This is a genomic window from Streptomyces sp. KR55, from assembly GCF_052245645.1.
Taxonomy (GTDB): domain Bacteria; phylum Actinomycetota; class Actinomycetes; order Streptomycetales; family Streptomycetaceae; genus Streptomyces; species Streptomyces flavusporus.
In genome coordinates this window covers 1-22,404 of record NZ_JBQQCE010000114.1, presented here as the reverse complement: position 1 = coordinate 22,404, position 22,404 = coordinate 1, and the positions used below count along the sequence as shown (strand labels likewise).

Genomic DNA, 22,404 nt, shown 5'->3' with positions numbered 1-22,404 from the left:
GTCGGCGAGCCGCCCGGGAACGCGCAGGTCAACGTCTTGCCAGGTCACGCCCCACCCGGTTACGCGATCTTCCAAACTGGGGCACCAGCGCCTCAGCTTCCCGCTTGACTGAGTCATTGAGACTCCGCCGACCTCACGATTCGTCCTCCACGGTCGTTCTCCGGCTGCTTCTCTCGGGCGAGAAGAAGTGTGTTGATACGGGAGGGCTGCATGGCGACGCAGAAGATCTTGACGGTGACCCTGGAGTTCGAGATGGGGAATCGCAAGATTCATATCCCCCGCATTAAGAACACCTACTGCGCCGCTTTGCGGCCGGGCTCTCCCAGGCTTGCCGCGTGACGGTTGGCGTCGATGCAACGCTGGGCCTGATTCCTGAGCAAGGCGCACCAGGGATAAATAAGCAACCCTACCAGCGCGCCCCCGAACAAGCCCCCGACCAACGCGCCTTCCAAGCGGTAGTCGAACCAGCTAGCTGCTCCGCCGATCAGAGCCAGAAACAGCCCCAGCAGAGAAAGCGCGGCGAATCCGAGTCCGAACCACCGCGTGGAGCTGCCGGGGCGAATCGACCTGTCCAGCCATGCGTGGTAACGCTCTGCGCGTTGCACGACCAGCGCCGCTAGCCGTGGATCTGAGACCACACGACCGCGCAAGGTGGCACGGCACAGCTCCCACCGGTCCCGCCAGGGCAAGGCCTTCGCGGTCCGGCACCATTCGGTCCAGCCGCTCTCGGTTCGCTTCCGCCGGTCGATGATCACCCAGACAACATAGAATGCGCCCAGAAAGGCGAGTGTGACATAGAGGAGAACTATCGCCAACGAATCGGACATGGGATTTCCTAATCTCGTGAATCGGCAATTCTCAGCGATGCGGGAACACCTGCGACCGTCCACCGCGCAGCGCTTCACCGGCCTCGCTTCCACATTAAGGGTGCCTGGAACCGGGGAGAGAAGCTCGTCCCGAATATTCGTTTCTTGACGGCAAGGTAAGCACGCGGTACAGGGCTGTCCACTGGGAAGATCGATGACCAGTGATCCGCTCGGGAAGCGAATCCAGAGCCGCGGCCCCGGTAGCTGGGCCATTGCGGCGGGACCGGCGCCCCAGCACCACACGCCCGGCGCAAGCGGGCGGGGTCGACCATACGCCCGACGGTCAGCCGACGCCGACCAACAACGACAGAAGCCCACGGCATCCGACCTGGCCAGAACCGTAGGCTTCTTTTGTCCCGCTGGTCAGCGGAAGGGCCAATTAATAGACCGGCTACTGGGTCGGCCACAGGCCCCGGAAGGCAGCGTGTCGAATACGTGTCGAAGTCGGTACGCAGGGCTCCTCCAGGCCGTACGACTGCCCAGGTCAGGGGCCTACTGCAGGCGAACAAGAGGTGGGCCTTCTAAGCGCTTGGCCGCAGGTTCGAGTCCTGCCGGGGGCGCTCCGCCACTTTGCGTGTTCCCGCAGGCCAGGTGCAGCACCTGAAGTACCGATGACCCTTCCGATGGCGTGACGCATACAGCGGCGACCCCGAAGGACTGTCCGACCCGGTTCGGCATCGCCGCAGGTGGACGCCTACGTCATGCCCTCACTCGAGGGCGGCCGACGACTCGTCGGCCGCCCTCATCGGCGTACGCGACGTACTCGCCGCCGACGACCTGCGCCCCCTCTACCTCGCATGGCTGTCCGCACTCGCCGACTGCGCCTGCCTCGGCGCCCGCGCCTGCACAGCCGAGGGCAGTCTCGCTCTCATCGGCGCGGGCACGCTGGAATCGGCTCAGGTCTCCTTTTCCGGTACGTAGTCGGCCTCCTCCAGTCCGAAGGTCCAGGCGACGCCCTCCCGGGCGGTCCGGGTCCGCGGCGGCACCCGCAGCCAGTAAGTGCGGTGGGTGCCGTCGGGCTCCGGGGTTGAGTTGACCACCTCGACCATCACCAGCGGCTCGTCCCCCTCCAGTTCGATACGCCACAGCACACCTGCGTCGTCCCGCTGCAGGGGCTCGGCCCCGGACTCCTCCAGATAGCGCTCGTAGCCGTAGTGCTCCAGCATCACGCGGCGCAGCTCGGCATTCTCCTCCTCGCGTATCCGCCGCGGGGTCAGCCCGCCCAGTCGGCCGAGGAATTCGGCGGGGACGGGCATACCGCGCCAGGCGTGCAGCGCGAACCCGTCGGGGAAGGCGAGCGCCGGTCCGTCCCCGCGGTCGAGCCGACCCGCCTCGTCCCGGTGCAGTTCCACGGGGCGTTCGCAGACGACCGCGGTCTTCTCGTACGGCCACCACCAGCCTGCGGCGTGGGCGACCGCGGCGATCCCGTCGAGCTTCTCCCCGCCGTCCTGGCCGTCGAAGGCTGCCAGCCACGCCGCGTCGTGCTGCCCCAGGACCGCATCGAGCAGCACCAGCCGGACAGCCTGCTCACCTCCTGGCGCACCGGCCAGGGCCTCGACCATGCCGGTCCGTATGCGCTCGGTCAGCATGACCGTGGTGTCCCACAGCTGAGCGCCCGTCAGGGCCCAGCGCTCGGCCCAGCCGGCCGGCCCGAGCCGGTCGAGGACGCGCTCCCGCGCGGCGGCCCACGGCCGGGTGCGCACCGCGTCGCGGACGCTTCGGCCGGCCGTGCCCTCCGCCGTGAGCCGTGCGGCCAGTGCCGCGCCCTCGCGGGGCGAGCCCGCCCAGACGATGCGCTCCGGCTCGGGCAGGCCCGCCAGCCGGTAGGCCAGGCGCACACCGCCCTCGGCAGCCGCGCGGTCCGCCGGGCCGGTCGCCGCGACCACCTCGCGCCACAGCACCATCGTGTCCACCTGCGCCGTCTCCATCGGCGTCGTCATCGTGCCGCTCCCCCGTTTCCTCAGTCCGCCACGACGCGCACCGCGCCGGGCATGTACTCACGCTGCCGCACCACCCGGTACCAGCCCTTGGGCAGCGGTATCGCCGCGTGCTCCTCGTGCACCACCCGCCCACCGTCCGGGAGATGGAGGTAGGAGGCACCGAACGGCCCGGGCTCCCGGACCAGAGTCCCCGGCCCGACCACCGCGTGGGCGTGTCCGGTGACCTCGCCGAGAGCCAGCACGAGCCTCCCCCGCGCGTCCCGCGGCTGTCGCGGCAGCCTGTCCGTGCCCGGCGGCACGGATGTTTCCGCCATGGGCACGATCAGGACATCCCCCTGCCGGTACATGCATGTCTCCCTTCGCCGTCGGCGCCTCGCCGACCGATGTCCACGACGCTACGCCGGGGGTCTGACAACGCCCCCTCGGACCGGGCCCGCACGGCCCGTCGACGGTGTTGTCAGAGCGACTTGGTAGAACTCTCCGCACGAGCAGCGCCCGTCCACCTCAGGAGATCCGCGACCATGTCCCACGTCGAGCATCTGCAGGAACTGCACGGCCTCCCGGCCTTCGACTTCCCCGAGCCCGGCGCGGGTCGGGAGCTGCCGGAGGCGGGCGCCGTGGCCTGGCGGCTGGCCGTCGATCCCTACAGGGACTCCTCGGAGGAGGGGTTCGGTGACCTGTGGAAGCGTTTCCTCGACTCCGTGGACCCCACGGGTGTCCGCGCGATCGTCGTGGGTCAGTGGGGTGAGCCGTACGACAACGACTCCAGCGGCATCGTGCAGCGCCTCGTGGACGCCCGGGACCGACTGACCGCGCTTCGGGCCGTGTTCATCGGGGACCTGGAGATGGAGGAGGCGGAGATCTCCTGGATCGAGCAGTCCGATGTCACGCCGGTCCTCGAGGCCTATCCACTGCTGGAGGAGTTCGGGATCCGTGGCGGCACCGGACTGCGCTTCCCGGCGGTCCGGCACAAGCACCTGCGCACGCTCTGCTTCGAGGCCGGCGGCCTGCCCGGCGAAGTCGTGCGCGGTGTCGCCGCCAGCGAGCTCCCCGCGCTGGAGTACCTCGAAATGTGGCTCGGTGTCGAGGAGTACGGCGGCGACACGACGGTCGCCGACCTTGCGCCGCTCCTGGCCGGCGGACGCTTCCCGGCGCTGCGCCATCTCGGCCTGCAGGACAGCGAGTTGCAGGACGAGATCGCGGCGGCGGTCGCCTCGGCACCGGTCGTGGCACAGCTGGAGTCGCTGAGTCTGTCCATGGGCACCCTCACCGACACCGGCGCCGAGGCCCTGCTCCAGGGCCAGCTCTTGACCCATCTCAAGCGGCTGGACCTGCACCACCACTTCCTGAGCGAGGCCGTGGCCGACCGGGTCCGTACGGCCTTCGGTTCCGCCGGGACCGAGGTGGACCTGTCGGAACATCAGACGCCGCACCGCTGGCGGGACGAGGAGTGGCGCTATGTCGCTGTCTCCGAATAGTTCCCGGGTGCGGCGCCCCGTCCCCGGTACCGGCCTTCGGTTCGCCGTCGTCGGCAATCCCGAGAACCGGCGGACGACGATGTTCGCCGACGCCGTCCGCGCGGCGGGCCACCCGGCACCACGCGTGCTCGCGTGGCGGGACGTGCTGCGCGGGCGGTACGCCTTCACGCCGGGCGAGTTCGTACGGATCGACTCCCCCGGCGAGAACGCCGAGGTCGACCGGCTGCTGCGGGGCACCGACGATCCCGCCCGGGTCGAAGGAACGGCTCTGTGGCACCGACGTTTCACCGCTGCGGTCCGGGACGTGACGGGCGCGGCGCACCGTGCGGGCGCGGTACCTTCCGCCGACCCGGAAGATGTCGCGGTGATGTTCGACAAGCGGCGCTGCCATGCCCGGCTCGCCGCCGCGGGCGTCCCGGTGCCCCCGGCCCTGACGGGTCCGGTCGGCGGCTGGGAGGAGCTCAGGGAGCAACTGAAGGCCGCCCGTGTCTCGCGGGCGTTCGTGAAGCCGGCACACGGCTCGTCGGCCTCCGGTGTCGTGGCCCTCGCCATGGCGGGCCCCGGCCGGGTGAAGGCGACGACCTCCGTGGAGACCGCTCCCGACGGCCGCCTGTACAACTCCCTCCGGGTGCGTCACTACACCTCGGAGCCCGAGATCGCCGCCCTCGTCGACGCGCTGGCCCCCGACGGGATCCACGTCGAGCGGTGGCTGCCCAAGGCATCGCAGGGCGGCCGGGCCGCCGATCTGCGGGTGGTCGTGGTCGCCGGACGCGCCACGCATGCCGTCGTACGGACCAGTCGGCACCCCATGACGAATCTGCACCTCGGCGGCGTCCGCGGCGACCTCGACACGGCACGCGCGGCGATCCGGGCCGCGGGCGGCAGCTTCGACGACGCGCTGGATACGGCCGAGCGGGCGGCCGCGTGCTTTCCAGGCACGCTGTGCGTCGGCGTGGACATCCTGCCGGCCACGGGGTGGCGCCGCTTCACCGTCGGCGAGGTGAACGCCTTCGGGGATCTGCTGCCCCGCCTGACCGGCCTGCCCGGCAGCGGCGCCGAGGGCCAGGACACCTACGCCGCGCAGGTCGCCGCCGCACCGGCCGCCGTACGGCGCACAGAACGCGAGGAGCACCACCATGACGCCACCGCTTGACATGAACGAGGTCGTGGGCAGCCACGACCTCCTGCTGGTCACCCTCGACACGCTCCGCTACGACGTGGCTCAGGAGCTGGCGACGGCCGGCCGCATCCCGAACCTGGCCCGGCATCTGCCCGGTGGCGTCTGGGAGCGCCGGCACGCCCCCGGCAGCTTCACCTACGCCTCCCACCAGGCGATGTTCGCGGGCTTCCTGCCGACACCGGCCACACCGGGTCCGCATCCGCGGCTCTTCGCCGCCCACTTCGCGGGCAGCGAGACCACCGCGAACGGCACCTTCGTCTACGACACGCCCGATCTGGTGGCGGGTCTGGCCGCCGTCGGCTACCGCACGGTCTGTATCGGCGGCGTGGGCTTCTTCAACCAGCGGGGGCCGCTGGGCTCCGTCCTGCCCGGCATGTTCCAGGAGAGCCACTGGGACCCGGAGTTCGGGGTGACCTCCCCCACGTCCTTCGAGGCACAGGTGGCCTGCGCCGAGAAGGTGATCGCCGGACTCCCCCAGGAGCAGCGTCTGTTCCTCTTCGTGAACGTGTCGGCCCTGCACCAGCCCAACTGGTTCCATCTGCCCGGTGCCACCCGCGAGGCGGGCGATACCCGAGCTACCCACGCCGCAGCCCTTGAGTACGTGGACCGGCACATGGGACGGCTCTTCGCGGCCGCCTGCAGCCGCCGTCCGTGCTTCGCCATCATCTGCTCCGACCACGGCACCGCCTACGGCGAGGACGGCTACACCGGCCACCGCATCGGCCATGACGTCGTCTGGACCGTGCCCTACGCCCACTTCTTCCTGGACTTCCCCGACAAGGCTGCCCGATGACCCTCACCGAATCGGCGGCCCCGCCCGCCGTCCGCCCGTACCAGCACTACGTCTACGCCTATCCGCACAAGACCGCGTACCGCCCGCTGAGCCGGGAGCAGGCGTCCTTGCGTGAGCTGTGGGCGGATGAGCCGAAGGACGCCCTCTCGCTCTACTTCCACATCCCCTTCTGCGAGGTGCGCTGCGGCTTCTGCAATCTCTTCACCCGGATCGGGGCGCCCGACGGCCTGACCACCGCCTATCTGGACGCGTTGGAACGTCAGGCGGTCGCGGTGCGTGAGGCGCTGGGCGACGGGGCGCGGTTCGCCGGCGCGGCCTTCGGCGGCGGCACTCCGACGTTCCTCGAGGCCGCGGAGCTGGAGCGGCTGTGCGATCTCGCCGAGCGTGGCCTCGGCGCCGATCTGACCACGATCCCGCTGTCCGTGGAGGCCTCGCCCGCCACGGCGACCGCCGACCGGCTGGCCGTGCTGGCCGAGCGCGGCACCACGCGGCTGAGCCTGGGTGTGCAGAGCTTCGTCGACGCCGAGGCGCGAACCGCCGTACGCCCTCAGCGGCGGGCGGACGTCGAGGCGGCCCTCGCCCGGATCCGCGACGTCGGCATCCCCGTCCTCAACATCGACCTGATCTACGGCATCGAAGGCCAGACCGAGGAGTCGTGGCGCCATTCCCTCGACGCCGCCCTCGCCTGGCAGCCGGAAGAGTTGTATCTCTACCCCCTCTACGTGCGCCCGCTCACCGGTCTTGGCCGGCACCGCGACCCGGCGCTCGGCGACGCCGAGTGGGACGAGCAGCGGCTGCGGCTGTACCGCCACGGCCGCGACCATCTGTTCGCGCGGGGCTACGAGCAGGTGTCGCTGCGCATGTTCCGCCGCGTGGGCGCCCCCACCACCGGCGGGGAGGACTACGCGTGCCAGACCGACGGCATGGTCGGCCTCGGCTGCGGCGCCCGTTCGTACACCTCCACGCTGCACTACTCCTTCGACTACGCCGTGGACATGCACCGCATTCGCGGGATCATCGACGACTACACCGGCCGCGCGACCGACGACTTCCGCCACGCCGACTTCGGCTGGCAGATGAGCGCAGAGGAGGCCCGGCGCCGCCATCTGCTGCAGTCACTGCTGCAGGCCGAGGGCATGCCCGTCGCGGACTACCGGACCCGCTTCGGCACCGCGCCCGGCGACGACTTCGCCGCCGAGCTGGCCCGGTTCCACGACCGGGGCTGGCTGGACGACTCCGCCGCTCCGGACCTCCTGCGGCTCTCCCCCGAGGGCCTGGCCCACTCCGACGCGCTGGGCCCCGAGTTGTTCTCCGCCGCCGTGCGGGAGCGCATGGCCGCGTACGAACCGAAGTGACGGAGCCGCATGGACCTCACGATCCTCTACCGTGGCCCGCTAGCGTCGTGCGACTACGACTGCCCGTACTGCCCCTTCGCCAAGCGCCGGGACACCCGCGCCCAACTGGCCGCCGACCGCGCCGCGCTGGAACGCTTCGCCACCTGGGCCGCCGCACAGCGGGAGGACCGGCTCTCCCTGCTGTTCACGCCGTGGGGCGAGGGCCTGGTGCGCTCCTGGTACCGGCGCACGCTCGCGGAACTGAGCCGGCTGCCGCACATCCACCGAGTGGCGATCCAGACCAATCTCAGCTGCCGCACGGACTGGCTGGACACCGCCGACCTGGACGCCCTCGCCCTGTGGTGCACCTTCCACCCCGGCCAGACGCCGTACGACCGCTTCCTGGCCAAATGCCACGACCTGGCCGCCCGCGGCGTCCGCCACAGCGTCGGCGTCGTCGGCCTTCCCGAGCACCTGGAGTACGCACGTCGCCTCCGCGCCGACCTCCCCGCCCACGTGTACCTCTGGGTCAACGCCGCCGAGGGGCACACGTACACGGACGCCGAGGCCGAGCAGTGGACCGCCCTCGACCCGCTCTTCCCGTACAGCCGCCACCCGCACCGCAGCGCGGGCCTGCCCTGCCGGACGGGCGAGTCCGTCATATCGGTGAACGGCGAGGGCACGGTGCGCCGCTGCCACTTCGTGCGGTCGGAGCTGGGCAACCTGTACGACGGCTCCTACCGGAGTGCACTGCGTCCCCGCGCCTGCCCACTGGCCGTCTGCGACTGCCACATCGGCTACGTCCACCTGGAAACCCTGCCGCTGTACGACGTGTTCGCGGGCGGCGTCCTGGAGCGGATCCCGGCAACGCTTCCCCCCACGAACAGGCCGTCCCCTGTCAGCTCTTGACCGCGCCCAGCGTGAGTCCGGCCACGATGCGGCGCTGGAGAAGGAGGGTGAGGAGCACGACCGGGATGGAGTAGACCGTCGCCAGAGCCGTCATCGAGCCCCACTGGAGCCCGAACTGCGTCTGGAACTCGGCGATGACGAGCGGAGTGGTCTGCGCCTCGACCGCGGTGAGGAGCAGCGCGAAGAGGAACTCGTTCCACGAGGCCAGGAACGCGAAGATCGCCGTGACGGCCATGCCGCCGGACACGACGGGCACGACCACACGGAGCATCGCTTCGAGCCGGTTGCAGCCGTCGACCTTGGCGGCCTCTTCGAGTTCCCCGGGTACGGCCTCGAGGAAGCTGGTCATGAGCCAGATCGACAGCGGCAGGGACACGGTGGTGTGAGCAAGCGCCAGGCCGAAGGGGGTGTCGGTCAGGTGGAGCGTCTTCATCATGCCGACGAGCGGTACGCCGATGGCAACCGGCGGAACCATCCTGGTGACCAGGGCTGCGATGACGAACACCCGTCCGCTGGGCGTTCTGAAGCGTGTGACGGCGTATGCGGCCGGCACAGCGAGGACCAGCGAGAGCACGGTGCTGATGGATGCTGTGCTGATGCTGTTGACGAAGGAGGCGAGGACCCCGGGTTCCGAGAGGGCGTTTGAGTAGTTCTCCCCGCTCCAGGTGCGCGGCAGGATGCTCGGCGGCACCGAGATCGCCTCGCTCGGACTCTTGAGCGAGGTGAGGACGAGATACGCGAAGGGAAACGCGTAGAGCAGGATCAAGGCGGACAGCAGGGCCCACAGCAGGGCTCGGGTCGTCGGCCGCCGGACTTCCAGGCTGTTCACGCTCACGCCTTCCCGGGACGCCAGATCGTGGCGACCGCGACCAGGGCGACGGCAAGCATCGCCAGGAGATACAGGGTTCCCATGGCCGACGCGAGTCCGGGATCGCCGAAGCGGACAGTGGTGCGGTAGATCAGCAGGCTCAGTGTCTGCGAGGCATTCTCCGGACCGCCGTTGGTCTGGATGAGGATGACGTCGAAGGCACGGGCCGCGTCGATTCCCCGGACGATGAGTGCCACGGCGATCACCGGGCGCAGCAACGGCAGGATGATCCGCAGAAGCATCTGGACCGGGCTCGCACCGTCGAGGCGGGCCGCCTCCAGCACATCGCCGGGAAGGTTCTGCAGGCCGGCGAAGAGGACGAGCGCCATGAAGGACGTGGTCAGCCAGATGTCGGGAAGGGCGACCGAGAACAGGACGACGTCGGGGTCGCTGAGCCAGCCGAGGGCGTCCGGGTCGTCGATGACTCCGATGCCGGTGAGCAGCTCATTGACGATGCCGAAGTTGTCGATCATCAGGAAGCGCCACAGCAGACCGGCGACCACTGGCGCGATCATGAGGGGGTAGAGGAACACCGTGCGGAGCACCCGGGAGCGTTGCCCGAGGGCGTTGAACATGAGGGCGGCCGCCAGGCCGAGCACGAACTCGGCGCTGACGACAAGAGCCGTGTACACCGCGGTGCGCAGTGAGGCGCTGATGAACTCGGCGGATTCGAAGGCTTCGTGATAGTTGCCAAGTCCCACGAAACGGCGCTCACCGGCCATCGGGGAGATGTCGTAGAAGCTGTCGACGACCAGGCGTGCCAGCGGCCAGAGCACGAAGGCCGTCAGGAAGAGAGCGGCCGGCGCCATCAGCAGCAGGGCGAATCCTCTGTCGGTGAGTCGCACTGCTCGAGGCTGATGCCTGCGAGGCCGTCCGGCGGCTGCGTCGGACGGCGGCAGCACCGTCCGCGGACGCTTGCGGCTATCCGATGAGACGCTCGACATCGGAGCGGGCCCCCTTCAGCAGTGCCTCGTAGTCGGCGCCCGGTGTCAGCGACTTCTGGATGGTGGGCACGAGCACGGTGTCGACGATCTGCTGCCATTTCGGAGTCGCCGGGCGGGAGCGGGTCGCAGACGCGGACAGGGTCTGCACCAGTGGCTTGAAGTGCTCGTGGCCGGGCTTGTCCTGGTACTCCTCGAACGCCGAGGTACGGGCGGCGAGGCCGAGCGAGGACTGGATGCCGAGCGCGTTGTTGTCGTAGCAGAACCTGACGAACTCCGTCGCGAGGTCGGCCTTCTTGGTGGCCTGCGGCACGGACAGGTACCAGGGACCCGGTATGCCGGCGATGCCATCGGCACCGGCGATCATGGGGGCCGCGCCCACCTTGCCGTGGACCGGTGAGTCCTTCGGGATCAGCGGGAAGGCATGTGCCCAGAACCGCATCATCGCGGTCTTGCCCTGGTTGAACAGGTTCTGCGCGCCTCCCCAGTCGAGTTGCTTCGCGCCAGGGGGGCTGACCTTGGCCTTGTTGTTGAGGTCGCTGTAGAAGCGCAGAGCGTCCACGTGCTGCTGGTTGTCGATGATCACCTTGCCCCGGTCGTCGAGGACCGCCCCCGGCGAGCCGGCCTGCAGGACATGGGCGAGCCACTCGGTCTCGACCGCCCCCTTCACATCGGTGCCGTAGAGGGCGTTCTTGCCCTCGGTGTCGCGGGTGAAGAAGGCCGCCGCGTCGGAGAATTGCTTCCAGTTCGTCGGCGGAGCGAGCGGATATCCGTACTCCTTCTCGAAGGCTGTCTGTTCCTTGGAGTCCTCGAACAGATCCTTCCGGTAGAAGAGGATCTCGGCGTTGGTCCAGGCAGGCATGCCCAGATACGTGCCCTTGACCTGGGCGCCCTGGACGAGGGAGGGGAACAGATCCTTCTTGACGTCCGCGGTGAACAGTTCGTCGAGGGGGCGCAGGACGCCTTCGGCGAACGTGGGCAACCAGATCGCGTCGAGGGCCGCGACGTCGAAGCTCACCGCTCCGGAACTGAATTCGCTGAGCAGCCGGTTGAACAGCCCGTCGTAGGGAAGCTCGACGAACGTCACCGAACTGCCGGTCTTCTTCTTGAACAGCTCAGCGATCTTCAGCAGTTCCTGCTTGCCGCCGGATTCGCACAGCACCCGGAGGGCCCCGGAGCCACCCGAAGAGCCGGCGCTCGTGCCACCGGCGCCGCAGGCAGTGGCGGCCAGCAGGCCGAGCCCGGCAAGACCGCCGAGCTTCAGTACGTTCCGGCGTGGCAGGCCCGCGACGCCAGGTGTGGTGTTCCCGTTTCCGTTCTCCATGACTTGCTCCACATCAGGTTGAAAGCGGACTTGTTGATGACGGATCTCGGGTGCGGGGTGGAATCAAGGCGTGGCACGGAACGTGTGGTTCTGCGTGTCGGCCTGGAATTCGGAGGCCGTGGCACTGTCCAGGACTTTGGTCGCCGTCGTCGTGGAGGCGAGCAGCACCGCCTTTGCCGCGACATTGGTGACGGCCCGGTTGTTCGAGATGTGGTTCGCGTCTCCGGATTCGACACGGATGACGACCGGCGTCGCTCCTGGGGGCGTGATCGCGCCCGCTGCGACATTGAGGGCGAAGAAATTCGTGGAGACCATGTTGCTGTCGCCGCGCAGGTGGATCAGCCCGTACAGGTCGTCCTTGCCGTTGTTGTACGACTGCATCGGGGGCCACGGCTCCACCTCGCGCCGGAAGTGGTTGCCGCTGATCAGGTTCTCCTTGTTGACGCCCTCGAAGTCGATCATTCCGGGGTAGAAGGAGTGCAGACGATTGGCGGTGATCGACGACCGGTTCACGTTCTTGAAGTGGACGGAGCTCTTTCCGCGCGGAAAGATGTTGTTGCCGGTGATCAGAAGGCCCTCGTGCTGTTCCGCGAAGATGGAGAATCCGACGTGGCCGGCCCCTATGAGGTTGTCGGTGATCTTCGTCGCCTGGCCCGAGCCGACGAGTTCGATGCAGCTGCCGCATTCGGCGATGAAGTTTCCGCTGATGCTGAGCGCGTCGGCATCGCGCACTGTCACCGCGTGTTCGAGATAGACGAAGCCCATCCCCTCGATCCTGAATGCGTCGTTGGCGGTGTTGACCTTGATGCCGTACTTTCCGTTCAGGTAGGAGTTCTGGTGGGGGCTGCAGCTCAGCCCGTCGAGGCAGAAGTCCTTGAACACGACCGAGCTCAGCCGCGGGTCCCCGCTCCGCGACACAAGGAAGGCTTCGCCGTTGCCGTCCGTGTTCTGGACCTTGATACGGCTTCCTCCCGGCCACAGCTCGTGCCAGTTCGACGTGTCGGGCGTGTTGTACCGGATGCTCGACGAAGTGAAGCCGTGCCCCGACCCCTTGATGGTCAGGTAGCTGACGTCGACGGTGACTCTCGTTCTGAGGGGGTAGTCGCCGGGCGGGATGTAGATGACCGCCCCCGGCTTCGCGGCCTGGTCGGGCTGGTCCTGCTTGATCCGGGCGATGATGTCGTTGATCAGGGCGCCGATGTCGGTGTAGCAGGTGATGGACGGATCGGCGGAGTGGGTCCATGTCGTGACGTCGAAGACTGTGGGCAAGGCTGGTCAACCCTTCCTGGTGGCATGGGAGTTCGCGAGGCGGCGCGGCACCGTGGGACAGGTGGCGGGAAACACGACGCGGACGTCGCTGAGGGGATCGGCCGCCCTGTGGGCGGCTCGGCGGATGCGTCCGGCCCGCGGGAAGTCGTACGACTGGGCATCGCGGTCGGCAGGTGAGAGGCGGACGGCGACTTGGGCCAGGCAACCGGGTGGCGGGGCCTGACGCGGATTCAGCTGTTCACCCTCGGGGTGGCGGACGCCCGGAGCCGGCCGAGGTCGGCGGACGGTCAGAGAAGGCCGACGATGGAGTGGTAGGGCGGGTGGAGGGGACGCGTACGCGGCGCTGCGGCGGTGGCGGCCTGCGCGGTGCCCTGCCGTGCGGTCGCGGCGAACGCGGCCGAGGTCAGAGCAGCGGTCAGCCCTGCCAGGACACTGCGGCGTGAGATCGGTGATGTCCCTCGGTTCATTTCGGCTCCTGGACGAAGGGATGGGGCGGGCGGGTGATCCGCACCGGGTGCACGGTCGTGGGGAGCGGCTCCTCTCATCGGCTCAGCGGGGCGTTCCCGCGGTCGTGCCGGAGACGACCTGGCGCCGGAAGGCCACATGGCCGACCGGTCGGGGGACGACCACGAGGGTCGCGGACGCCGTCATCGCGTCGGCCAGTACCGACCGCGGAGGCAAACGTTTCGATGAAAGATACTCGGGCCGATTCCCGTGTCAAGGCTGTGCCAACGAGATTTCCTCTACGGTAAGACCGCACATCCAGGCAGGGCAGCGCGTCCGGCCGTTGACGCCACCACGCCTGCATGCCATCGTTGCGTAAACGTTTCGATCAAGTAGGTGGAGAAAGCTCGTGGCAACGATCGTCGATGTCGCACGTCTGGCGGGAGTGTCCACGTCCACCGTGTCCCATGTCCTCAACGGAACGCGTCAGGTCCGCGAGGACACCCGGAAGCGTGTCGAGGAAGCGATTCACGCAACCGGATACCGACAGGACAGCATTGCCCGCGCCATGCGCCGGTCACGTACCGACTCGATCGGCCTCGTCGTGTCGGACGTGACCCAGCCCGCGTTCGCGGAAATGGTCCGGGGTGTCGAGTACGAGGCGGCCGCCGCCGGCCACACACTGCTGCTCGCGAATTCGGGTGAGGATCCCGCGCGGGAACTGCGGGCCCTGCACGCGCTGACCGACCGCCGGGTGGACGGGCTGATCATCGCGCCGGTCGGCCGGTCCCACCGCAAGGAGATGGCGGACATCCAGCAGCGGGGAACCCCTCTGGTGCTGATGGACCGGCTGGGCGGAATCCGCGCCGACCAGGTGGGCGTGGAGAACGCGGCCCCCATGCGCGAGGTGGTGCTGCACCTCGTCGAGCATGGTCACCGGCGCATCGCGCTGGCCGCAGGAGACGCCGCGGTGTCGACCATTGCCGAGCGGCGCCAGGGTTATCTGGAGGCGCTCGACGAGGCGGGCATCGACGTCGACGATTCGCTGGTCCTCATGGGCAGCGGGCTCGCGCCCGATGTCCGCCGGCAGGCCACAGATCTCTTCGAGGCGCCGGGCCGGCCCACCGCCGTGGTCGCGGCGAGCACCGAAGCGGCCATCGGGGTGCTCCTGGCGGCGAGCGACCTGCACCTGCAGACGCCGCGCGACTTCGCCTTCGCCACCTTCGACGGCTTCCCGAACGCAGACCTGTTCCATCCCCGGATCACCACCGTCACCCAGCCCGCGTACGAAATCGGCAGCACCGCCATGCAGTTGCTGCTCGGCCGCCTGGAGGGCGAGGCGAAGCCCAGCTATCGCTCCGTCCGGCTGGCGCCCGAGATCACCTACCGCGAGTCCTGCGGCTGCCCGAACTGAGACGGCGCTTTTCGGAGAGCGGCCTGGACACCGGCCGACATCTCGAATGCCTTGACAGTCTTCCGAGCCCGGAGCAAGAATCTGCGCAAACGTTTCGCGCAAACGTTTCGATAGAGGGAGTTGTGCGTGGTCACCATCGTCGATGTGGCACAGCTCGCCGGAGTGTCCATCTCGACGGTCTCGCATGTCGTGAACGGGACCCGGCCGGTGGCGGACAGGACCCGGGAGAGGGTGCTGAAGGCCATCGAGCAGACCGGCTACCGCCAGGACACGCTCGCCCGGTCGCTACGCCGCTCGCGCACGGATTCCATCGGGCTGGTCGTCTCCGATGCCGGACAGCCCACGTTCGCCGACATGGTCAGGGGCGTCGAGTACGAGGCGGCCCAGGCGGGATACACCCTGCTGCTCGCGCACTCCGGGGAGGATCCGGCCCAGGAGACGCGCTCGGTGCAGGCGCTCGCCGCTCGTCGGGTGGACGGCCTCATCGTCGCCCCGGCCGCCCGATCCACGGGCCGGGAGACCGAGGCCGTACAGCGCAGTGGTACGCCCGTGGTGATCCTGGACCGGCTCGGCGATCCCGGGTTCGGCGATCAGGTCGGGGTGGACAACACCACGCCGATGCGCGAGCTGGTGGAGCACCTGCTCGGGCACGGACACCGCAGCATCGCCCTGGCCGCCGGTGACCTCGCCGTATCCACCATGGCCGAGCGCCACCGCGGCTACATGCAGGCGCTCACGGCAGCGGGCATCGAGCCGGATCCCGAGCTGGTGATCACCGGCTCGGGGCTGGCCGCGGAAACCCGCGTCCTGGCCCACCGCATGCTCAGCGGCGAGCGGAGGCCGGAGGTGTTCGCCTGCGCCAGCACGGAAACGGCCGTGGGTGTCATGGAGGCCGCCGCGGAACTCGGCCTGCGGGTTCCGCACGACCTCAGGCTCGCGGTCTTCGACGGCTTCCCGCAGTCCGGCCTGTTCGAACCCCGTCTCACCACCGTCGTCCAGCCCGCCTTCGACGTAGGTGCCACCGCCATGGCTCTGCTGCTGCGGCGAGTCAACGGCGACACCTGCGAGGACGGCCAGGTCATCCGCCTCGCACCGCGCGTCGTCTACCGCGCATCGTGCGGCTGCGACCCCCGATAGCCCCCGCCCCGACAGCCCCCGGCCGACGCTGGGGAGGCCAGTCCCCCACCGTCCGATCTCAGCGACACATCATCACCGAAGGGATCACTCCGTCATGCCCTTGTCCCTCGACCGTCTCACCCGCCCCACCGCGGACCGCACCGCCCGCGTCTCCAGCTGGGACCAGCGCGGCCGCAACCAGGACTACTGGACCACGCCCGCCCACTCCACCCGGGTCCTCGCGGACCTCGAAGGCCCCGGACGGATCACCCACATCTGGATGACCCAGTTCTGCCGCCGTACCCTCGGCCCCGGCCTGATCGACCCACTGGAGGCCGACACCGTCGCCCCCGTCATGGAGATCCACAACGCGCTCGGCGTCAACTGGGAGGAGCCGGACCCCGACTACTACCGCAAGGTCCTGATCCGCATCACCTGGGACGACGAGGAGGAGCCGGCCGTCCTCGTCCCGCTCGGTGACTTCTTCGGCATCGGCCACTGCCTGCCCAACAGCTACCAGTCGGCCCTGTTCACCGTATCCGCCAAGCCCGAGGAGTCCCTGATCTTCGGCGGCAGCGCGGCACTGAACTGCTGGGCGCCGATGCCGTTCAACAAGCGGGCGAGGATCGAGCTGGTCAACGAGAACGACCTGCCGATCCAGCAGTACTTCTACATCGACTACGAGCTGCTGCCCGACCGGCTCCCCGAGGACACCCTCTACTTCCACGCCCGCTGGAATCGCAGCAACCCCTGCAACGGCTGGGCCCCCGACATCCAGACCAACAGCCCCGAGGTCAACATCGCCGACCTCACCGGCGAGGACAACTACGTCATCCTCGACACCGAAGGAACCGGTCACTACGTCGGCTGCAACCTCTCCGTGCACCACCGCCAGGGCAGCTGGTGGGGCGAGGGAAACGACATGATCTGGATCGACGACGACTTCCTGCCCGACGGCTCCACCAGCTGGCCACCCTCCCTGCACGGCACCGGAACCGAGGACTACTTCAACCACGCCTGGGGGATGCAGAAGAACGCCTACCTCTACCACGGTGCGATCGTCCACGAGGCCGACGTGCCCGGATACTCCGTCAACTACCGCTTCCACGTGGCCGATCCGGTCCGCTTCACCGAGCGCGTCCGGGTCACTGTCGAGCACGGCCACGGCAACCACCTCGCCGACGACTGGGCCTCCACCGCCTACTGGTACCAGACCCTGCCCTCCCCGAAGGCGACCATCCTGCCCCTGGAGCAGCGCCTGCCGGTGCGCCCCGCCGCCCAGCCGATGCCCGCCGCCGCACCACGCACCGGCACGGTCGCCGAGGAGATCGCCATAATGCGCGAGAAGTACCAGGCCCGCTACCAACGCCACATGGAGCATCTCGCCGAGCGCACCCGGCAGCGCGGCGAACGCTCCCTGCAGGAGTCCGAGGCCAACATCAAGCAGGCCGCCGCCCTCCGCCGCCGCTACGACGAGCGCACCCATGGCTGAGACCCCGGCCGCGCCCGACCCGCACTTCCCCGCGCTCCACCTGCGCCCGCCCGCGAACTGGCTCAACGACCCCAACGGCCTGGTCTTCCACGACGGCCACTACCACGTCTACTTCCAGTACAACCCGCACGGACCCCGCCACGCCGACATGCACTGGGGCCACTTCCGCAGCCCCGACCTCCTCACCTGGGAACTCCTGCCCATCGCCCTGGCTCCCACCCCCGGCGGCGAGGACACGGAAGGAGTGTGGTCGGGCAACGCGGTCGCGCACGACGGCCGCCTCACCGCCTTCTACTCCGCCAAACACCCCGAGCGCTGGTACCAGCCGGTGACCTCGGCGGTCTCCGACGACGGCGGTACGACGTTCAGGAAGCGGGAGAGTCTGCTGATCCCCGAACCGCCGCCCGGCACCCACATGTTCCGCGATCCGTACGTGTGGCGAGACCCCGAGAACGGGGGGCGCTGGCGCATGCTCGTCGGCGCCGGCCTCGCCGACGGACGCGGTGCAGCCGTGCAGTACTCCTCGACCGACCTCACCGACTGGGCGTACCAGGGCATCTTCCTGGCCCGCGCACCCGAGTCGCTGCCCGGCGGTGGTAACACCGAGGAAGGCTGGGAATGCGCCCAGTACGCGCACTTCGGCGACGGCCGCGGCGCGGTGCTGGTCAGCGCCTGGGACCCGGAGGAAGGGGCCTTGTGCACGGCGGCCTGGCCCGGACGTGAGGAGAACGGAACATTCGCCGCCGACTCACCTCAACGTCTCGACCACGGTCCGGACCTCTACGCCCCGGCACTGCTGCCGGCCCCCGACGGCCGCTGGCTGATGTGGGCCTGGATCTGGGAGGCGCGGGACGAGGAGCGGGTCGGCGCCCCCAGCGAGTGGACGGACGAAGTGGGATGGGCGGGGATGCTGTCCCTGCCGCGCGAACTGGCCCTCGGCCACGACGGGACCGTCCTGCAACAGCCCGCGCGGGAGATCGACCGGCTGCGCCGCCGGCGGCGGGTCTGCGCCACGGGCGAGGCCCGCGCGGATCAGCCTGCCGACCTGGGGGAGATCGGACCCGTCTGCGACATCACCGCCCGGCTCGGAGCCACGGGAGGACTGCGGCTGATCACCGACGCGACCGGCAGCGAGTACCTGGACATCACCCGCGATCCGGCAACGGGCGGGGTGGTCGTCGACCGGTCCCACGCCTCGCTGGACCCGCGGGCCAAGGACGGCAGTTGGCGGCTGCCCGCGCAGGCGGGGCCGGTGGATCTCCGGATCGTGCTCGACCACTCCGTCGTCGAGGTGTTCACGGCCGAGGGTCAGGCACTCGCCCTGCGCCTTTATCCGGTCGGCGGCGCCCCGTGGCGCCTGCGGGCCACGGCAAGCGGCACCACTCCGGCTCCGTACACGGTCGAGGCATGGGACCTCGCCGGACTGCAGATCCACGACAAGCGGCCGGAACCGGAGCGATCATCATGACCGCCGTCGTCATCGGCGAGGCGCCGGCCGACCCGCCGCGGCGCGCCGGGAACGCGTCCATCGCCCCCACCCGGGCGCAGCCGGACTGTGCCCTCTGCCTCAGGTGACCACCGCCGCGACAAACCGCCCTGAGACGGCCCGCCACCGCGTCGACCCCTGCCCCGCCACGGCCTACCCCACCTCACCGAAAGACGCATGCCATGCCCGTGTCTGTGCCCTCCTTCTCCCTCGGCGACGACCTGCTCGGCCGGGCCGCCAAGCGACGTCGTGCCCGCTCGGCCCGTGTGGCCAGCTGGGACCACACCGGCCTGAACGAGGACGCGTTCGTCGTCCTGCCGGGCGAGACGGCCGTCCTGGCCGACCTCGAAGGCCCCGGAGCCATCACCCACCTCTGGTTCGTCCAGGGCTGCCGGCTCATCCTGGGGCCCGGCCTGTTCGACGCCCGGCAGGCCGGCACCGCGATGGTCGAGTTCAACAACGCCCTCGGCTACAACTGGGAGGTCAACGACCCCGACTACTACCGCAAGGTCATCATCCGCATGTACTGGGACGACCAGGAGCATCCCAGCGTCGTCGCACCCCTCGGTGACTTCTTCTGCGTCGGAAACTCGATGCCGGCGAGCTTCCAGTCCCTGCCCTTCACCGTCTCGGTCAAGGAGGACTCCGAGCGCAGGTTCGGCGGTCCCGCCGCCTTCAACTGCTTCCTCCCCATGCCGTTCAACCGCCGGGCCCGCATCGAGGTGGAGAACCAGGGCGAGGCGGCGTACATGCAGTACTTCTACGTCGACTACGAGCTCTACGCCGAGGACCTGCCCGAGGACACCCTCTACTTCCACGCCCAGTGGCGCCGCAACAACCCGTGCGACGGCTGGGGCCCGGACCTCCAGGTCAACAGCCTGGAAACCCAGGTCCCCAACCTGGACGGCAAGGACAACTACGTCATCCTGGAGACCGAGGGCGCCGGCAACTACATCGGCTGCAACCACACGGTCACCCACTTCACCGAAACGTGGTGGGGCGAGGGCGACGACATGATCTGGATCGACGACGACTTCCTGCCCGACGGCAGCACCAGCTGGCCACCCAGCATGCACGGCACCGGCGGCGAGGACTACTTCAGCCACGGCTGGGGCATGCAGAAGATCAACTACCCCTTCCAGGGCACCATCATCCACGAGGACGACGTCCCCGGTTACCAGATCAGCTACCGGTGGCACCTGGCCGACCCGGTCCGCTTCGAGGAGCGCATCAAGGTCACCATGGAGCACGGCCACGCCAACCACCTGTCGGACGACTGGGCCTCGACCGCCTACTGGTACCAGACCCTGCCCGGCCCCCGTTTCGACGTCCTCCCCGTCGAGCAGCGCCTCCCGCGCCGCCCGGAAGGCCCTTCGCTGAAGGACCTCCCGACCCCCGACCGCAGCCGCCTGGACGACCTGCGCAAGGCCATGTACGAGCAGCGCGACGCCCGCATGGCCGAGTTCGCCGCACAGCGGCAGGAGTGGCTGGAACGCCGCGCGGAGGAATCACGGCAACGAGCGGCCAAGAACACCGAATACGCCCGCGAGGTGCGGCGCCGGTTCCTCAAGGGGGCGGGCCGGAACCGTGGCTGACCGCCCGCGAGTGCGACGCCTCCCGTTTGGCGTACCCCGAGATGCGGAGTGAGCTGACAGGCGGTCAGATGGTTCTCATGAGAGGAACTGTGGCCATGGCTGCTCCACGCTGCGGGGCCGGGAGACACGGGGATGGCCGGGACCCGGTACCGGGTCCCGGCCATCCTCCGCCGTCCAGGGGGACTTGCGCGACGAGTGCCCGGGTGAGCAAGGGCGTCTCGGCTGCCTCGGTGGGACGTCAGGACTTCTTGCCAGGGACGACGACGTTGCTGGCGCAGGTGACCTGGTTCTCCGAAGTGGGGCAAGTCTGCGTCGACTCGTTGACGAGTTCGACGTTTCCGAGCTTGTCGGTGGTGAACCGGTGCTTGGTCGTCTGCACGCAGCGAATGTGGCCCTTGCCGTCGTTGACGCACTTGCCGGGGCCTTCAACGGCGGAGGCCTGGACGGCTCCGACTCCCATCAGAGCAACGCTCCCCAGGAGTCCCGCCACCGCCGCGATCTTCTTCGAATTGAGCATCTACCTTTTCCTTTACGGTCGCCTCCCCGCCACTGGACGGCGGAGGCGTTCCGGACGCTTGGGCCGGCAAAAAGCCAGACGGCAGGCCCCGGGGCTCGAACACCTGGGTGCGAGCCCCGAGACCTGCCTGGGTCACCTGATCAGGAACCGTTGCCACCGAGGAGGAAGTTCTGGCTGCAGGTCACAGACTTCTTCTCGCTGTTGTCCTGGCCCGAGTAGCCGAGGAGGGCGAGCGAGATGTTGACGTCGTCGATCTTGATGAGCCCGTAACCCGATTCGTTCGCCTCGCACGACTGGGTCTGCTTGTTCTCCAGCTTGACCTTCTCGTCCCCGTCCGAAGCCTGGCCGATGCCGGCGCCCAGGAAGCTGACGCTGCCGAGCATGGCCACGACGACTGCGGCCTTCTGGTACTTGCGCATTACCTCTCCGTTCTCGAGTTGACACAGTTCGTGATGAACTGGTCACCGACAGTCGCCAACTGTAGGCGACCTTTTCGGCCTTTTGTGTGCGAAACGCCCCAATTGCATGAGCTTCTTGACGAAAGGCTTGGGCCGCCGGACGTCAGGACCACTAGCCAGGGATCACGGTGCTGTCGATGCAGGTGACCTGGCTGCTCGAAGTGGAGCAAGCCTGCGTTGACTTGTTGACAAGGTGGACGTTTCCGGCCTTGTCGGTGGTGAGCCGGTACTTGCTCGGCTGCACGCAGCGAATGTGCCCCTTGCCGTCGTTGACGCACTTGCCGGGGCCTTCAACCGGGGAGGCCTGAACGGCTCCGACACTGATCACAGCGAAGCTGCCCAGGAGTCCCGCCACCGCTGCGATCTTCTTCGAATTGAGCATCTACCTTTTCCTTTTACGGTCGCCTCCCCGTCACTGGACGGCGGAGGCGTTCCGGACGCTTGGGCCAGCAGAAAAGCCAGACGGCAGGTCCCGGGGCTCGAACACCTGAGTGCGCGAGCCCCGAGACCTGCCTGGATCAGCTGATCAGTGATCAGCCCTTGCCGCCGCCAAGAACAAAGGCCTGGCTGCACTCCAGAGACTTCTTCTCGCTGTTGTCCTGGTGCGAGAAGCCGAGGATGGCACCGACCCCAACGTTGACGTCGTCAATGCCGATGAGGCCCTGGTACGACTCGTTCGCGGAGCACGCCTGCTGCTGGTCGTTGCTGAGCTTGAACTTGTCGTCTCCGCCGTTAGCGTGGCCGACGCCGGCGCCCAGGAAGCTGACGCTGCCGAGCATGGCCACGACGACTGCGGCCTTCTGGTACTTGCGCATTACCTCTCCGTTTCTCGAGAGACACAGCCCGAGATGAGCCGGTCACTGACAGTCGCTAACTGTAGGCGTCTTTTGTGGCTTTTGGCAGACAAAACGCCCAATCCCGTATGTTTCCTGAAAAATACCTACGTTGGCTGACGGGGCGTAAGGGCCTCAACGTCAAGG

At 68.7% G+C, this 22,404-nt stretch carries 22 protein-coding genes; 10 read left to right on the top strand and 12 right to left on the bottom strand.

The genetic code is table 11. From position 1 onward, the window contains the following. Positions 1-293 precede the first annotated feature (293 nt). The 3 genes from ACTWQJ_RS18680 to ACTWQJ_RS18670 all read right to left on the bottom strand — a co-directional run bounded on the left by ACTWQJ_RS18680 (position 294) and on the right by ACTWQJ_RS18670 (position 3,153). Positions 294-827 (bottom strand): hypothetical protein, encoded by a 534-nt coding sequence (locus ACTWQJ_RS18680; RefSeq protein WP_443307764.1) that lies wholly within the window; start codon positions 825-827, stop codon positions 294-296. Between the two features lie 935 nt (positions 828-1,762). Further along, positions 1,763-2,806 carry a DUF6745 domain-containing protein gene (locus tag ACTWQJ_RS18675; RefSeq protein ID WP_443307763.1) on the bottom strand — a complete coding sequence of 348 codons (1,044 nt, stop codon included), beginning with the start codon at positions 2,804-2,806 and terminating at the stop codon, positions 1,763-1,765. Between the two features lie 20 nt (positions 2,807-2,826). Then, the gene (locus ACTWQJ_RS18670; RefSeq protein WP_443307762.1) at positions 2,827-3,153 is read right to left on the bottom strand and encodes a hypothetical protein; all 327 of its coding nucleotides are present in this window, start codon (positions 3,151-3,153) and stop codon (positions 2,827-2,829) included. 174 nt (positions 3,154-3,327) lie between these two features. Here ACTWQJ_RS18670 and ACTWQJ_RS18665 point away from each other — a divergent pair, with 174 nt between their 5' ends. From ACTWQJ_RS18665 to ACTWQJ_RS18645, 5 genes are read left to right on the top strand one after another with little or no spacing between them, the layout of a single operon-like run. Then, complete coding sequence (locus tag ACTWQJ_RS18665; RefSeq protein ID WP_443307761.1) at positions 3,328-4,284, top strand: STM4015 family protein; 957 nt, start codon at positions 3,328-3,330, stop codon at positions 4,282-4,284. Next, positions 4,265-5,437, top strand: a complete 1,173-nt coding sequence (locus tag ACTWQJ_RS18660; protein WP_443307760.1) for an STM4014 family protein — start codon at positions 4,265-4,267, stop codon at positions 5,435-5,437. Before ACTWQJ_RS18665 ends, ACTWQJ_RS18660 begins: the two co-directional genes overlap by 20 nt. Position 5,438: 1 nt before the next feature. Further along, positions 5,439-6,257 carry an STM4013/SEN3800 family hydrolase gene (locus tag ACTWQJ_RS18655; protein ID WP_443307765.1) on the top strand — a complete coding sequence of 273 codons (819 nt, stop codon included), beginning with the start codon at positions 5,439-5,441 and terminating at the stop codon, positions 6,255-6,257. Beyond that, positions 6,254-7,612: an STM4012 family radical SAM protein gene (locus tag ACTWQJ_RS18650; RefSeq protein WP_443307759.1), complete on the top strand. Its 1,359-nt coding sequence runs from the start codon at positions 6,254-6,256 to the stop codon at positions 7,610-7,612. The genes ACTWQJ_RS18655 and ACTWQJ_RS18650 overlap by 4 nt, the downstream gene beginning before the upstream one ends. 9 nt (positions 7,613-7,621) lie before the next feature. Next, complete coding sequence (locus ACTWQJ_RS18645) at positions 7,622-8,500, top strand: STM4011 family radical SAM protein (RefSeq protein ID WP_443307758.1); 879 nt, start codon at positions 7,622-7,624, stop codon at positions 8,498-8,500. On the opposite strand, the gene ACTWQJ_RS18640 is transcribed toward ACTWQJ_RS18645, so the two are convergent. The 5 genes from ACTWQJ_RS18640 to ACTWQJ_RS18620 form a co-directional block, all read right to left on the bottom strand. Then, positions 8,490-9,329 (bottom strand): carbohydrate ABC transporter permease, encoded by an 840-nt coding sequence (locus tag ACTWQJ_RS18640; RefSeq protein WP_443307757.1) that lies wholly within the window; start codon positions 9,327-9,329, stop codon positions 8,490-8,492. The two genes, ACTWQJ_RS18645 and ACTWQJ_RS18640, sit on opposite strands and share 11 nt — an antisense overlap. 2 nt (positions 9,330-9,331) lie before the next feature. Then, positions 9,332-10,213 carry a carbohydrate ABC transporter permease gene (locus tag ACTWQJ_RS18635; protein WP_443307756.1) on the bottom strand — a complete coding sequence of 294 codons (882 nt, stop codon included), beginning with the start codon at positions 10,211-10,213 and terminating at the stop codon, positions 9,332-9,334. Positions 10,214-10,289: 76 nt separating this feature from the next. Then, entirely contained in the window at positions 10,290-11,633 is a 1,344-nt protein-coding gene (locus ACTWQJ_RS18630; protein ID WP_443307755.1) for an ABC transporter substrate-binding protein, read from the bottom strand. Between the two features lie 63 nt (positions 11,634-11,696). Further along, the gene (locus ACTWQJ_RS18625; protein ID WP_443307754.1) at positions 11,697-12,902 is read right to left on the bottom strand and encodes a NosD domain-containing protein; all 1,206 of its coding nucleotides are present in this window, start codon (positions 12,900-12,902) and stop codon (positions 11,697-11,699) included. A gap of 287 nt (positions 12,903-13,189) precedes the next feature. Continuing rightward, positions 13,190-13,369: a hypothetical protein gene (locus tag ACTWQJ_RS18620; protein ID WP_443307753.1), complete on the bottom strand. Its 180-nt coding sequence runs from the start codon at positions 13,367-13,369 to the stop codon at positions 13,190-13,192. A 386-nt stretch (positions 13,370-13,755) separates the two neighbouring features. Here ACTWQJ_RS18620 and ACTWQJ_RS18615 point away from each other — a divergent pair, with 386 nt between their 5' ends. The 5 genes from ACTWQJ_RS18615 to ACTWQJ_RS18595 all read left to right on the top strand — a co-directional run bounded on the left by ACTWQJ_RS18615 (position 13,756) and on the right by ACTWQJ_RS18595 (position 20,449). Then, positions 13,756-14,760 (top strand): LacI family DNA-binding transcriptional regulator, encoded by a 1,005-nt coding sequence (locus tag ACTWQJ_RS18615; protein WP_443307752.1) that lies wholly within the window; start codon positions 13,756-13,758, stop codon positions 14,758-14,760. Positions 14,761-14,886: 126 nt separating this feature from the next. After that, positions 14,887-15,897 (top strand): LacI family DNA-binding transcriptional regulator, encoded by a 1,011-nt coding sequence (locus ACTWQJ_RS18610; RefSeq protein ID WP_443307751.1) that lies wholly within the window; start codon positions 14,887-14,889, stop codon positions 15,895-15,897. Positions 15,898-15,991: 94 nt separating this feature from the next. Beyond that, positions 15,992-17,368 (top strand): glycoside hydrolase family 172 protein, encoded by a 1,377-nt coding sequence (locus ACTWQJ_RS18605; protein ID WP_443307750.1) that lies wholly within the window; start codon positions 15,992-15,994, stop codon positions 17,366-17,368. After that, positions 17,361-18,836: a glycoside hydrolase family 32 protein gene (locus ACTWQJ_RS18600; protein WP_443307749.1), complete on the top strand. Its 1,476-nt coding sequence runs from the start codon at positions 17,361-17,363 to the stop codon at positions 18,834-18,836. The genes ACTWQJ_RS18605 and ACTWQJ_RS18600 overlap by 8 nt, the downstream gene beginning before the upstream one ends. Before the next feature lie 200 nt (positions 18,837-19,036). Next, positions 19,037-20,449, top strand: a complete 1,413-nt coding sequence (locus ACTWQJ_RS18595; RefSeq protein ID WP_443307748.1) for a glycoside hydrolase family 172 protein — start codon at positions 19,037-19,039, stop codon at positions 20,447-20,449. A gap of 238 nt (positions 20,450-20,687) precedes the next feature. On the opposite strand, the gene ACTWQJ_RS18590 is transcribed toward ACTWQJ_RS18595, so the two are convergent. From ACTWQJ_RS18590 to ACTWQJ_RS18575, 4 genes are all read right to left on the bottom strand, one after another. Further along, positions 20,688-20,966: a hypothetical protein gene (locus ACTWQJ_RS18590; protein WP_443307747.1), complete on the bottom strand. Its 279-nt coding sequence runs from the start codon at positions 20,964-20,966 to the stop codon at positions 20,688-20,690. A 140-nt stretch (positions 20,967-21,106) separates the two neighbouring features. After that, entirely contained in the window at positions 21,107-21,385 is a 279-nt protein-coding gene (locus tag ACTWQJ_RS18585) for a hypothetical protein (RefSeq protein ID WP_443307746.1), read from the bottom strand. A gap of 151 nt (positions 21,386-21,536) precedes the next feature. Further along, the gene (locus tag ACTWQJ_RS18580) at positions 21,537-21,806 is read right to left on the bottom strand and encodes a hypothetical protein (RefSeq protein WP_443307745.1); all 270 of its coding nucleotides are present in this window, start codon (positions 21,804-21,806) and stop codon (positions 21,537-21,539) included. Between the two features lie 151 nt (positions 21,807-21,957). Further along, a complete protein-coding gene (locus ACTWQJ_RS18575; RefSeq protein WP_443307744.1) occupies positions 21,958-22,239 on the bottom strand; it encodes a hypothetical protein in 282 nt (93 codons plus the stop codon). Between the last annotated feature and the right edge of the window lie 165 nt (positions 22,240-22,404).